This window comes from Alkalihalobacillus pseudalcaliphilus (assembly GCF_028610675.1).
Classification (GTDB): domain Bacteria; phylum Bacillota; class Bacilli; order Bacillales; family Bacillaceae_D; genus Alkalihalobacillus; species Alkalihalobacillus pseudalcaliphilus.
In genome coordinates, this window is the sequence record NZ_JAQQWS010000001.1 from 563,488 (window position 1) to 576,743 (window position 13,256).

At 36.4% G+C, this 13,256-nt stretch carries 12 protein-coding genes and 1 pseudogene; 3 read left to right on the forward strand and 10 right to left on the reverse strand.

Annotated elements, in window-relative coordinates; translation table 11 throughout:
• Positions 1-37: 37 nt before the first annotated feature.
• Positions 38-1,435, reverse strand: coding sequence for a MocR-like pyridoxine biosynthesis transcription factor PdxR (gene pdxR, locus PQ479_RS02760; protein WP_047989123.1), 1,398 nt, complete (start codon positions 1,433-1,435; stop codon positions 38-40).
• Positions 1,436-1,556: 121 nt separating this feature from the next.
• On the opposite strand from pdxR, the gene PQ479_RS02765 reads away from it, so the two are divergent.
• On the forward strand, positions 1,557-2,267 hold the full coding sequence (locus PQ479_RS02765; protein WP_337957082.1) for an aspartate/glutamate racemase family protein: 711 nt from the start codon (positions 1,557-1,559) through the stop codon (positions 2,265-2,267).
• Positions 2,268-2,405: 138 nt separating this feature from the next.
• Entirely contained in the window at positions 2,406-2,999 is a 594-nt protein-coding gene (locus PQ479_RS02770; RefSeq protein WP_047989122.1) for an SCO family protein, read from the forward strand.
• A gap of 263 nt (positions 3,000-3,262) precedes the next feature.
• Here the strand turns inward: PQ479_RS02770 and PQ479_RS02775 are convergent, their stop codons facing one another.
• The 4 genes from PQ479_RS02775 to PQ479_RS02790 are packed head-to-tail and all read right to left on the reverse strand — an operon-like array spanning position 3,263 to position 6,976.
• Positions 3,263-4,048 (reverse strand): SHOCT domain-containing protein, encoded by a 786-nt coding sequence (locus PQ479_RS02775; protein ID WP_047989121.1) that lies wholly within the window; start codon positions 4,046-4,048, stop codon positions 3,263-3,265.
• Positions 4,049-4,073: 25 nt separating this feature from the next.
• On the reverse strand, positions 4,074-5,000 hold the full coding sequence (locus PQ479_RS02780) for a tetratricopeptide repeat protein (RefSeq protein ID WP_047989120.1): 927 nt from the start codon (positions 4,998-5,000) through the stop codon (positions 4,074-4,076).
• A gap of 6 nt (positions 5,001-5,006) precedes the next feature.
• Positions 5,007-5,855, reverse strand: a complete 849-nt coding sequence (locus PQ479_RS02785) for a GNAT family N-acetyltransferase (protein WP_047989119.1) — start codon at positions 5,853-5,855, stop codon at positions 5,007-5,009.
• Between the two features lie 35 nt (positions 5,856-5,890).
• Complete coding sequence (locus PQ479_RS02790) at positions 5,891-6,976, reverse strand: zinc metalloprotease (RefSeq protein ID WP_053070417.1); 1,086 nt, start codon at positions 6,974-6,976, stop codon at positions 5,891-5,893.
• A gap of 454 nt (positions 6,977-7,430) precedes the next feature.
• Here PQ479_RS02790 and PQ479_RS02795 point away from each other — a divergent pair, with 454 nt between their 5' ends.
• Positions 7,431-7,964: a D-glycero-alpha-D-manno-heptose-1,7-bisphosphate 7-phosphatase gene (locus tag PQ479_RS02795; protein WP_047989118.1), complete on the forward strand. Its 534-nt coding sequence runs from the start codon at positions 7,431-7,433 to the stop codon at positions 7,962-7,964.
• Positions 7,965-8,308: 344 nt separating this feature from the next.
• Here PQ479_RS02795 and PQ479_RS02810 read toward each other — a convergent pair.
• The 5 genes and pseudogenes from PQ479_RS02810 to ytxJ form a co-directional block, all read right to left on the reverse strand.
• A pseudogene (locus tag PQ479_RS02810) lies at positions 8,309-9,501 on the reverse strand (BCCT family transporter).
• 85 nt (positions 9,502-9,586) lie between these two features.
• A complete protein-coding gene (locus PQ479_RS02815) occupies positions 9,587-10,453 on the reverse strand; it encodes a M15 family metallopeptidase (protein ID WP_047989117.1) in 867 nt (288 codons plus the stop codon).
• Between the two features lie 347 nt (positions 10,454-10,800).
• Positions 10,801-11,904, reverse strand: coding sequence for a HAMP domain-containing sensor histidine kinase (locus tag PQ479_RS02820; RefSeq protein ID WP_047989116.1), 1,104 nt, complete (start codon positions 11,902-11,904; stop codon positions 10,801-10,803).
• Positions 11,897-12,592: a response regulator transcription factor gene (locus PQ479_RS02825; protein WP_047989115.1), complete on the reverse strand. Its 696-nt coding sequence runs from the start codon at positions 12,590-12,592 to the stop codon at positions 11,897-11,899. The genes PQ479_RS02820 and PQ479_RS02825 overlap by 8 nt, the downstream gene beginning before the upstream one ends.
• Before the next feature lie 294 nt (positions 12,593-12,886).
• Positions 12,887-13,234: a bacillithiol system redox-active protein YtxJ gene (gene ytxJ, locus PQ479_RS02830; RefSeq protein WP_047989114.1), complete on the reverse strand. Its 348-nt coding sequence runs from the start codon at positions 13,232-13,234 to the stop codon at positions 12,887-12,889.
• Positions 13,235-13,256 lie beyond the last annotated feature (22 nt).

Below are 13,256 nucleotides of genomic sequence, written 5' to 3' on the forward strand. Positions count from 1 at the left end.
AAAGAATGATGGTCCTCGCTGTCAGCCCTTAATACTTTTACAAATGAAGCTGGTTGATGACCGTCGCAATCCGTAAAACCCCTTCTTTTATTTGATCTTCCGTTAAACTGCCATAACCGAGAACGATTTGGTTTAAGTGATGCCCTTTTTTCATCGCATAATGTTCAACAGGATACACTTGAACATCTGCTTCTTGAAGCTTCTTTAATAAGCTCTTTTCGAAAATAATATTGTGCATTTCTACAACCAAATGCATACCAGCTGCCTCCCCAATTAGTTTACAACTCGGGAAATATTTAGCGAGCTCATCAACTAACGTAGCCCTTCTTTTTTGATAAATTCGTTTCATCTTTCTAATATGTTGTTCTAAATAACCTTCTTCAATAAATCTTGCCATCGCTAATTGTTCCATAGTGCTCGTATGACGATCTGCATACCATTTTAATGCTTGAAAGGGTTCAATTAAAGCTGGTGGTAATACAACATAACCAATTCTAATCGCCGGCGATAGAATTTTACTAAACGTTCCGACATAGATCACTGTATTCGGATCGAGACTTTGCATCGATGATACAGCCGTTCCTTCATATGTAAATTCACTATCATAATCATCTTCAACAATAAACGTATTCATTTTCCTTGCATACTCAACAAGTTGAATTCGCCTTTGAATACTTAATGTAATGCCGGTAGGAAACTGGTGTGACGGTATCACAAAAACAAAGCTCGGAGCTGTGTCTGTCGGTAACTCCCTCGGAATAATTCCTTCATTATCCATAGAAATCGGCAATAGATTCGCCCCGGCTTGCACAAAAATACCTCTCATTTCATCGGTAACAGGGTCCTCAACAGCTATTCTACCTTTTTGACTTGCTAAGAGTCTCGTTATTAAGTATAAAGCTTGTGTAGCCCCTGAAGTAATGACGATTTGGTCCCGGTGACATTTCACACTACGAGTCCTTCCTAAATAATTGGCCAAACTCGCTCTTAACTTTTCCTCACCATTTGACGTTCCATAACCAAAAATTTCGTTATCAATATCATAACAAATGTCTTTAATAAGCTTGCCCCAAACCTTTCGCGGAAAATGATCGATCGCTGGGTGAGCCGCCCTAAAATCAATCATCTTTTCTATTTTTGGCTGATGGCTTTTTGTCTGTCTAAAATCAGTCGTTATGCCCACCTGAAGAGCAACACCCGGTGCAACATAGCTGCCTGATTTCTCTTTCATGTAGATATAACCCTCATATAAAAGCTGTTCATAAGCGGCTAGCACCGTATTTCTTGATACACCGATTTGGTCTGCCATTTCACGAGAAGAAGGAAGTCTCGTATGTTCAATTAATTGCTCGTCCAAAATAAGTTCTCGAATATGCTGATATACTTGTTTCGTTAAGCTAACTTGACTCTTTCTGTTCACTTCAAACCATAACATCGTATCGAACCCCTTTTGATCTGGTACCATATATTTGTTCATTTATTGGTTCTATGTAAGACCAGTATATCATGATACATTTATGATAGATCAAATACAATAATAAGATGGTGATGGAATCATGATGAAAAAAATAGGTCTAATCGGTGGATTAAGCTGGGAATCGACGGCTGACTACTACAAAAGAATTAACGAATACGTTAAAAATCAATACGGAGGGCTTCACTCAGCAAAATGTCTCGTTTATTCATTCAATTTTCATGAAGTTGTAGAATTGCAAAATAACGGACGTTGGCAGGAAGCAACAGAAGAAATGATTACAGCTGCTCAATCATTAGAAAAAGCGGGGGCCGAGCTCGTCATTATCTGCACAAATACGATGCATTTAATGGCAAAGGAAGTCCAAGAAGCGATCTCTATTCCTCTCATCCATATCGTTGATGTCATTGCTGAGTCAATCAAAAGTCATGGCTTTTCGAAGATAGGATTATTAGGAACTCGATTTACGATGGAAAAGGATTTTTATAAAGAAAAGCTTGAAGAACATGGAATTGAAACGATCATTCCTACTGAGGAAGACCGAGCCATTGTGCATCATGTTATCTATGACGAGTTGTGTCAAGGAATCGTATGTCCAAATTCAAAAGCATCCTATCAAGCGATTATTGAACGATTAGCTTCTCGTGGAGCGGAAGGTGTTATTTTAGGATGTACGGAAATTCCATTACTCATTTCAGAGCACGACACCTTGATTCCATTATTTGACTCCACAAAACTCCATGCGGAATATGCAACAAAACTTGCCCTACTACCAAAAGAACAGGTATCCTAAGCTGTGAAATAACTTTTCAGCTAACATCACCTTACAAACGAGGTGATGTTTCTTTGTGAAGATAAAATGAACAATCAAAACTTCACAAGGATTTAACATGATTCTGCTATGCTTTGATTAGATAGGAGGAAATAGAAGATGAGATACATATGGCTATTACTAGCTTCTACATTATTACTAACAGGTTGTAATTGGGTGTATCAAGTAGGCGGTCCACCTGAAGGCGTTTTAGAAGGGAATTCATCCATTCCTAATGACTTTCATTTTATTACGCAGCACGGGGAAGAAATGACAACGGGCACATTATCAGATACATATTGGATCGCCAATTTTATTTTTACAGAATGCCCTTCTGTTTGCCCGATGATGACACCTAATATGCAGGCGTTGCAGGATTTTACAATGGAAGAAAATTTGCCGGTTCAATATATTTCTTTTACTGTGGATCCAGATGCAGATGCCCCAGAAAGATTAAAAAAATACGGGGAAAATATGGGTGTGAATTTTGACACCTGGGACTTTGCAACCGGTTATAGTCAAGAAGAAATAGCCGCATTTTCGGAGGAGGCGTTTTTGGCTCCTGTGCAACCGTTAGAAGATAACGATGATATCATGCATAGTACTCGATTCTTTCTAATCGACCGTAACGGTGATGTTATTCGCTTATACGATGGATTAGCTGTTGATCAAAGCCCTATTCAAGAGGATTTACTAAATGTAATTGAAGATTAATGAAACACAATAGGATCACCTAGTCATCAGATTAGCTACTTCCGTGCACATGTAAAAGGATAGGTGCACATGTACGGTTTGCTCCCTATCCTTTTAAAAAGAGAAAGTAACCAACCTCAATGACTACTGCTTTGAAAGTTCGTGATCTTGCATGACTTTTTAATGATAATAGATTGTTCATCAGCTATCTTTTGATTACTATGTTTAGATGCATCAAAGGTTATCAGTGCTTTCCATAAAGCCCAATTCCCCGTAAACAAAAATTATTCTTTAAATAATATATCGTTCTTTTTTTCCTCATATTCTTCTTCTGTAATTAATCCTTCTTCAAGCATCATCTTATATTCTCTTAATTGGTCAATATCACTTAAGTGAGTAGGATTAGCAGCTTCCGTATATTGTTCACTATACGTCTGAATTTGTTGGATAGCGTCCATAAATATATCGTATTGCTTAGGGGTACTAAGCTTAATCGTATTTTCGATATCAATATCGTCAAGATGGGCATCAAATCGACGCTCATACTCGTTCTCTAAGTAAAAAACCATTGTTCCAATTGTCATCCATTTAGGAGCGCTTTTGTTAATTTGTAAAATCTCATCTATATAGATGACTTTCTGACCCGTTTTACAAGGGTGATTTCGATGATATTGAATGATCACCTTTTCCGGTGAAACAATTAAGGAGGCATCATCTCCTTTATAAAGCTTTTCCTTCGTATATTCAACAAGATAATTTTGTTCTAAGTATTGTTTCACTTCAAAAAACTGCTCGTAATCTTTGACAGAATTAATGACAATCGCTTGTTCATGATTACTCAGAGTAAAAAAGGACTTCTTTTTTTTATCACTCTCAGATAAAGCTACATAAAAATAGCCAGGTGAAAAGCCTTTTGGTTTCTTGAGAATCATGTCTTGGATTTGGTCATAAGGGAAAAAATGACTTTGTTTGATTTTCGCTACTTGGTGTTTTGTAGAATACGTGTATAGAATACCGTCTGGAGATAACTCGATCTCACCATTCCACCCTTTCGCACGTAAATGATTCAAAATAGCCCTCCTCTCTAGCTATGCCTTATTTAGATTCAAAAGAATATTCTCGATGATGGTGTCGTTGGCATCCAAACAAGTAACATGCTGTTAATGCAGCTGCTTCGAATTTCACACAAGGCCTGTAACCCGTCATTAGCTTTTCCATCATTTGTTTATATTCTTGTCGTTGCTCATCTAGTGTCTGAATGAATTCATCCTTTTCTAAAACTGACCAATCTTCATCACATTCTTCATTGAAAGCATCTTCTATTTCGTCTTCTTTTTCACTCATAGCTTGATTAACGATATCTGTTGCTTTTTTGTTATCTCCTGACTGCAATAATGAATAAGCGTATCTTTGAATCCAATCAGGCTCTTTATAATAATCATCCCAAGATTGTTGATACCACTGATTTGCTAAATCATAGCTGCACAGTTCATAGTATAAATCAGCCACTTCTAGTTCTCCAACAAAATCGTCTTCATTTAGTGAGATTATTTTCACTTGCTCTTTCGCTTCCTTATCCCTACCTAAATCAATTAAACATTTCGTATAGGCATACAACGAAACATTCGAACCTTTTATTGCTGATTTTTGAAAAAGTCTTGACGCTTCTTCAACTTCCTGCAAATGATAGGAGGCAGCAGCTAAATTATGAAGGCTTACTTCAGATTCCGTTATTTGTATGGAACATTGTAAAACTTCTTTTGCTTGCTTCCACCTTTTGGATGTAACATAGATTTCACCTAATAAACTGTAGGGAAAATGCGAAGTAGGTTTTAATTGAATCGCTTCTACTAATAATTGTATGGCCGACTGACTGTCTGTGTCATCATAGTAATATAACCACGCTAAATTGGTTAAGGATTGAACATCTCTCGACTCTTTCAAAGCTAATGTAAATAAACCCATTGCTTGATTATAATCATTATTTTCTAGTGCTTGAATGGCTTTTTGATTCGTATTCATGTTCAGTTAACGACGCTTCCCGTGCAAAATCCATGGTGATGGCCATTCAAAGGTATGCTCAGGGACTAACTGAGCCACTTGTTCTTCTGTTAAATCAACCCAAACTCTCGTTTCATTTTCTTGTTCTTGTAACTGTCTAGCATAATAGTAATCAACGGTTTCCCATAAACCAGGCTCTGAAAACACATTATCATAAGGGTACAAAACATGCACATATTGATAACCTTTACGATCGTTTTTTAAAATAACAAACTTTGACTGATCCTCGTTCTCAAAAAATGACCACGCTTGAAGATCCTCTTCAGTGAATAAAGCTTCTGAAGCAGGAAATGGATAGTAACACTCATAGGGGAATATAAGTTGCTCTTTGAGATAACTTTGCTCTAACCATTTCTTTTTTTCTTGTAATAGACTAACTTCCTTCCAAACGTTCGCTCCATTCTGTAAAAAAGAAATATCCGTCGTTGTCGCGTTGTATAATTTAAACCCTTCTTCTAATCCAATTTTCTTCAATACACGTCTTGCTGGTATATTTTCTTCCTGTGTATTTCCACCGACCCATTGAATGTTTAGTGAGGTAAAAGCTTCCTCGATTATTTGTTTCATTAATGTAGTCGCATAATTTTTGCCGCGAATACTACGGTCACTTCTTAGCCTACCTAACATCGCATATTCATTCGCAAAAATGGAGAAACCTCCTAAACTAACTAACTTATTTTCGACAAATAGCCCAAATAGTCGGTTTTCTCCTTGCACTAAATAATCATAAATATGTAAAACATAATCATCGTCAATGCCTGTATCCATCGATGCAAATAACTGTTTATCATTCTGAGTTAATTCTCTAAATTCCATTGTTTCTCCCCCTGCTTTGAATCGTAAGTCTTATTTTAAGCATGCTGACGTTCTTTTAACTGCTGTTGACAATGTTTGATTAGATTATATTCCATTTGTGCGTCCCCTTCATTAGGGTGTCTTTTACCATACTCGATCGCTTCAGCAAAAAATTGACTAGCTTTTTCTTCATTTCCTTCCATTCTCCACGCGAACATCGCCTTCAAACGTGAATGTGAGATCATTTTAGCTGATATACTCACTTGCAGTTCCTTCTGCTTCCACATATTCTCAACTACCTCTAGCTGTTCATTTAAATACAAATGGATAAACATCCATTCCTTAGCAACTTCTTGACGATAAAAATTAGTCTTATCGATGTTTGTCCATACTTCGTCGATGATTTCCCGTGCTTCAATAAATCTCTGTCCCTCAAGTGCTCGATTATAGTGGACGAGCATCACCCAAATATGGAATAAGTCTTGATAATTGAGTAGCTCAGGTTTTTCGATAAGTTCTTGCGGTAATTCCAGGTAAGCTGTACCCGTTGAAGTTAAGCTATTTACCTTAAGTTGATTATACAAAAATTGGCGAACTTCTACTTTTTTTATGGAATTTTTCAACATCATGCCATCATTAAATGAAAAAGGGGTGAGGTTAAGTCCAGCTGCTAATAAACCCGCCATAACGAATGCGAGTATATGTATTGAACGGAAATCGAGCGATAGAGTAACTCCTAAAACCAATACACTCGCGAAAATATTCATAAGTCCGCCGCCTAATAAGTAAAGTTTAAACGGGAAATTACCATCCTTTTTTTCCGGTGGAATCATCAGACATTGACCGAGAGTTCCAGGAACGGAAAGTCTTTTATATTCAATTTTATCAGAATTCTTGACCCACATATGAGAAAATACGCGAAACGATAAGACTTGATACCCCGTTGCTTTTCCAAATAGTAGATGGCCAAATTCGTGGATGATTAAGTGGAAAATAAATGACAGGATTAAAGTACCAACTGCAATAATAATGTTGACCCAAGATGTAGGCGTATCAATCATATATAACGCGCCTAAAAAGCCACCAGCGGCACCAACAAGCATCATAATAATGATGTGTGGGAATGAGTTCTTTTGCTTCATGATGTAACCCCTCTTTGTTTTATTCATTTAAAAAGCTTCCAAATCTTTTCTAGTATAACAAAATCAAGTTCATTTCTGTAGAGAATATAAGAAATATTTACATAATTATTTCGTTCTTGAAGAGGTATGAAGTATTGCCGGTTAATAGCAGCTAAAAGTAAGATGGTTGAAGCTATTTGCGGGAGTAGATTGGTTAGTTTTTTATGGCTGTGAATTGAGTTGCTGGTGATGATGACAACAGTAAAGAGCAATATTAAACTTTGTGATGCTACTTTTTGGTTTTCCCTACCACACTCGGTACTAATTCTACTGGTTGTGTTGTTACTTCAGGACTTCTCCTACAATTACTAGATTTGATTTCACTCCGATATAGCATTATGCGTGTAAGCTCTTTTCCTTTTTTGGTTATTATACTTACTAGAGAATTAAAAATTGATTCAAAATGGAGGGTATAATGAATCAGGCTGTTTTTTTAGATCGAGATGGTGTGATTAATGAGGTGTTAACAAAGAGGGTGAAGTACGTAAATAAGCCTTCTGATTTTTTTCTATTAAATGGGGTTGGAGAAGCAGTAAAAAAACTAAACGATGCTCAATTTCTCGTATTTGTTGTGACCAATCAAGGTGGGGTCGGACTTGGTTTTATGAAAGAAAAGATGCTAACGATGATCCATGAGAGAATGAAAGAAGATTTACTTCAGTATGGAGCTACTATTGATGAGATTGCCTATTGCCCTCATAAACCCAATGCTGGTTGCCATTGTCGTAAACCTCAAGCATATTTGCTAAAAAAGATAGCCAAAAAATATAACGTTGACTTACAGCAAAGTATAATGGTTGGTGACCGTGAGCCAGATATCGTCGCTGGTAAAAATGCCGGTTGTAAAACCATATTGGTCCATGCAAGAAGTGAGGATAATTATGGAGCCGATTTTGTTTGTTCAGATTTATTAAAAGCTATTCCACAAATCTTACAGTTAAAAAAATAGAATGATGCACCCTCTTCCCGTTATTAATTGGATAACGATGAAGAGGGATTTAAGGTTTACATGTTAATATCCTCTAAAGGGTACTTGCCCTTTTTACATACTGGAGAATAATTTCACTTTGAGGAATGCTTGGTATACTAAGCATACTATAGCTTAAATCTTGCTCTGGCACTTCATATACCATGTGATTTACTAAGTAATCAAGACTCACCTTCATTTATCAAGTGCCATATCCCTTTGTTTATTGGTGAGCGTTTGTAAGTCTTTCAATTAATCCTTTGACATGACTGACATATATGAATAATTTATATATTGTTTCATTTTTCACAAAAGTAAACTAGCTACTAAACTTCCATCCGAAAATACTTGATGATTGACACGAACATAAGTAATATCATCAATGTAAATGGAAAACCGATGATAATAGCCATAGCCTCTAAACCATCTAAACCACCTGAATAAAGAAAGGAGGCGGCAATTGCTGAAATCAATAGCCCCAGGTGACTAGTACTCTATTTTTAGGATTAAAATCACCGCCACTTGAAAAAACACCTAAAACATAGGTAGCAGAATTAGCAGATGTCACAAAAAAGAGCGTTATAATGAAAAGGGTCGTTACACTCAAGATAAGACTTATAGGTAACTGGTCAAGCATGAGAAAAAGACTTCCCTCAGGCTCAGAAATGATATTTTCAGTCAGATTAATACCCTCAACATGTTGAAAATGAATACCCGTTCCTCCGAATATGACAATCCATATAAGCGAAGCAAACGCAGGTACAAAAACTACTCCTATTATGAACTCTTGCAAGGTTCTTCCTTTAGAGACTCTTGCGATAAACGTTCCAACAAAAGGACTCCATGAAATCAGCCAAGCCCAATAAAAAAATGTCCAATCTCCCATCCATTCATTGTCAGCAAAAGGCATTGTTTCAAATGTAAGTGAAGGAAAGCTGGATAAATATTCCCCTGTCATTGAAACGATATATTCACTTAAAAATTGGGTCGGGCCCACGAAAAAAATGACGATCATAATTAAACCTGCTAAGCTCAAACTACAAATACTTAAATAAAGCATCCCTTTATTAATGCCTGTTACTACTGACGTAATAAAAATGACGGTAATAACTGAAATAATTATGAGTTGTATCACTATCGAATTATTGAGATCGAAAACTTCTGAAAAACCACCTGCTAATTGCATAGTACTTAAACCGAGCGTTGTAGCAACGCCAATAGTCGTACCAATAATGGCGATAATATCAATTGTTTTACCTAAACCTCCATAAATTCGATTTCCTATCAAAGGATAAAAAACTGAACTAATTAATCCAGGAAGTTCTTTTTTAAATTTAACGATAGCTAGTCCCAAAGCTACCGTGGCATAAACCGCCCAAGGATGAATGCCCCAATGAAAAACACTATAAAGCAACCCAACCTCAGCAGCCATTTGAGTCTCGGCATCAATACTTGGAGGTGGCTGTTTGTAATGCGTCAAGGGCTCTGCTACTGCCCAGAATAATAAACCTACCCCCATTTGCAAAATAGCATAGGTTTAATCATTATCTATAAGTTGATCATTTTTGTTGTAAAATACCAAGGAAGGCCATCCTTTAACCTCTTTATACATTTAGATCAATGGTCACTATAATACCCTCTACATTTGTCCCTGATATTTCATAAGGGTAATTAACAGGCACATGAATCTGTTTCTCATCTGTATCTAAAGAATAATATAGAATGAGATAATCCTTAGCATTTACGGTGACCAGTAAGCCTTCTTGATACCCGGATACATATTCAATATATTCCTCCAACACTAAATCATGCTCGTACATAATCGCACTGTGAGGTAAACCAACATAGCGAAAATGCCAAGGTTCATAAGAAATGCCGGTAATATCTGTTTTATGCTCTGGGTACCTCAGTATAAAACCGTGTTTCCACGCGTTTTTCGCTAACCATTTCCCTTCAGTTGCTTCAGACATTAAACCATTCTTAGAGCCTACGTCTAACGCTAATCCTAAATGATGTTCACTATAACCAGCAGGAAGAGCAAACTCACTACCTTTTTCTTCATACAATTGCTCTTGACTTGCAAATCCACGAAATCCGCTTGTCATTAGGAAATCATGAATTCCGACAGAATTCGCTTCCTCAATCATCTCTATAAATGGTAAAACCATTCGTTCAGGTAACCATAAATCTGTGTTCATTAGACCAAAGTTTAAATCAAATTGATTTTGGTCATATAGATTTATGACATTTTCCGGTAGTGCTAATTCACTAATTGGATGTTCATGATTCACTAATAATAAATCGCCCTTTGAAATTTCACTCTGGGAAAGCGTCATTTCCTCCCAATCCTCAATTTCTGCTAGTTTTGGACTAGCTAAAGGTTCTATGTTTATTTCTGAAGACGTTATCAATAAATGACTAATGGCAATGATCGCCACGATACTGAGTAATAAAATAGCCCACTTTTTCAATTTTTGTTCCCCCTCTATCTGATTACATACAGTATAGGTGGCAACTTTTAAAAAGATGGTGGGCTAAATCTTAAATTTTTCTTAAGTTGTTAGTTGTATTTTTTTGTATGAAAGTTAGTGCGAACATGGAGCGTTGCTCATCGCTACCGAAAATTATGCTCCGCGTCCTGCGGGGTGGCGCGGGAGTCTTCGCATATTTTCGTCCGCTAGGTTACCACTAATTCTTAAGTTCAAAAAACAATCCAACACTATTCTTTTAAAATGAAAAAGAAAAAAATCAAATTGAATGAAGTTCCACCAGGTAAAGAGCGAAACCACACTTCCATCTTTGTTGGTGACAAAGTGAATCAAGCTTCGCCATGTGCGTTTGGTATGATAACTTTAAACACCGTACGCTTGACGTTGCTCTCAACTACGATCTCGCCATTATGTTGTTCGATAATGTTTTTAGCTATAAATAAACCTAAGCCACTGCTGTTTTTCTGATGGGTTCGAGATTTATCGCCTGTGTAAAACATATCAAACAAATAAGGAATTTCATCACTCGGTATGGCCTCACCATAATTGATCATTTCAACAATGACGGACCCCTCGAGTGTATAAGCTTTCAAATCAATATATTCTCCATCTACGCCATAACGAATGCCATTGGTAAGCAAATTTTCAAATACTCGTGCTAGTAAGTCTCCATCTGCATCGATCATTACATGTTCCTCAACCTCCATACGTACTTGGAGTTGGGCTTGTTCAAAAAGTGGAATCATCTCTTCGTAAAGCTGATACAGTAAATTAGAAAGTTGTAACTCTTTTCTTTTTAGTGATTTTTTTCCATAGTTCACCTTTGTAATTTCAAATAATTGATCAATTAGTTTTTCTAAACGTTGTGATTTATTAAACGCGATTTTGAGGTAATGCTTCTTTTCATCTTCACTCAATTGCTCGTCATGCAATATAAGCTCGATATAACCAAGTACAGATGTTAAAGGCGTTCGCAAATCATGTGCAAGATTAACGACTAAATAATCCTTACTACTTTCAGCAAACTCCCCTTTTTCAATCGCTTCTTTTAATGTCTGACTCGCCGAATGTAAATCATTGGCAACGAACTTAAATTCATCATGACTTGTAATGTTGACACGATGCTCGAAATTCCCCTTCGCTAATTCCCTTATACCCTTCGACAACTCATTAAAATAAGCGGTGTATTGATTCATAAATAAAAGATAAAACAGAATAAATAAAGGGATAAAAACAATCATAATGATGGTTGTTTCATTAAAGCTATAGAGAAATTGCCTGAAAGAAAAGAGGAAATCTCCATGTACGGCGTAATTATAATAAATAAAGCGCAAAATCGAATAGAAGATGTATGTGACGACACCAGCTAAAAATAGACTAAGCATTAACCAAATCATCATTTTCACACGGAAGCTTTGCCAATATTTAACCATTAAATGTATACCCTACTCCCCATACTGTTTTTATAAATTTATTTTTTCGCTTATCTTCCTGCAGCTTCTTACGTAATGTTCGAATATGTACCATGACGGTATTAGCCCCTTCATAAAATTCATCCTGCCAAACACTTTGAAAAATATGCTCAACACTAAACACTTTATTCGGGTTTCTTGCTAATAAATATAAAATATCGAATTCTTTACGTGTTAAATCAATCGTTTCTGCAAAAATTTGAACAATGCGTTTCTCAGGTGAAATCGTTAACTCACCATATACCATGTCATTGGATGGTTGTTGATTCTGCTGATTAAATGTTAAAGAACGTCGTAATTGAGCATGAACTCGAGCGATAAGTTCGATAGGAGAAAATGGTTTTGTCATATAGTCATCAGCACCCAAGATAAGCCCTTGAACTTTATCATATTCAGATGTTTTGGCACTTAAAAAAATAATCGGTATCGTATACGTCTCTCTGATTTGCTTGGCTACTTCAAACCCATCCATTCCAGGCATCATGATATCTAAAATAACAAGTTGAACGGAGTGTTTTTTCAAACGTTCAAGTGCATCTAGTCCATTTTCTGCAACAACGGTTTGAAAGCCTTCTTTTTGCAGGTGAACAGATACTAGCTGTGAAATTTCTATCTCATCGTCTGCAATTAATATCGTTATATCCTTCATAAGTATCCCTTCTGCCTTTTGCATGTAAGTGGACTTAGGAGCGATAGTTTGTGCCTTGAAGTTTGCTGGTCACTGCTCCATTTTTGTACGTGCTACTCCTAATGGTGATGGAGTTGTAAACGGGCCAACTGTTTAAATAGTCGCCACTACTTTCATGTTTATTGGTGGCGGGGTGATTCAGCTGTGCCATGGCCACTTTGCATGTCAGTCATGATCTCTATCTTACTTTTTTAAGCCAAAATGAACAATAAGCATGACTAAATAGCCATGCTCATTCATCCTCAGTACCTATCATTAATCTACTTTTGAACCTTCTTGAATACTTTCTAATTCAATATCTTTATGGTTATCACACCATACCGAATCCATGTCCTTAACAATGATTAATTGTGGAGACTGATGTGTCACTTCCAAGTCGTTAGCAATCGCTTTGGAAATCGGTTTGTTTTTCACAACATCAACAACATAAAAATCAGCATCGTCTTTTTCATAACGTGAAAAGAACTTTTCATATTGCTCATAACCTTCCTGACAAATGACACATTGCGGATTATATTTTAATACATAAGCTTTTCTCTCAGGTGAATGATTAAAAATCTCATCCCATTGTTCTTTTGTTTGTATTTCTTTAATTTTTGCCATAATAGCACCTCAAATTTCAATC